This window comes from Extibacter sp. GGCC_0201 (genome assembly GCF_017566055.1).
GTDB lineage: Bacteria > Bacillota > Clostridia > Lachnospirales > Lachnospiraceae > Extibacter.
Map to the genome: position 1 here is coordinate 1 of NZ_JABFCH010000092.1, position 283 is coordinate 283.

Here is a 283-nt window from a genome sequence, read left to right on the forward strand (position 1 = left end):
GCCTTATATGGCGCAGTTTCATATCTGCAACTGTGTGACGGAACCGTCTCATCCATACTATGGCGATTTTCATATGGAGGTGGGGAGAGCCCCACATTATAAGAATTGGGGATACCTGACTCCTGAGATAGCCGCCGGTTTATTAAAACGTGCTGCTGAGGGAAATCCGGCGGAGGGAATAACAAACACCCACGTAGCCGTGGAAGTGCGCAGCCATATGGGAGACGCACTCTGGGAGAGAGAGAGGGACATCCGCGGATTTTTAATGAGAGCGTTTGACCTG

At 51.2% G+C, this 283-nt stretch carries 1 pseudogene; it reads left to right on the forward strand.

The features are described from left to right. Positions 1-73 precede the first annotated feature (73 nt). Positions 74-283: pseudogene (locus tag HJV72_RS18870) on the forward strand (sugar phosphate isomerase/epimerase family protein); the annotation flags it as partial.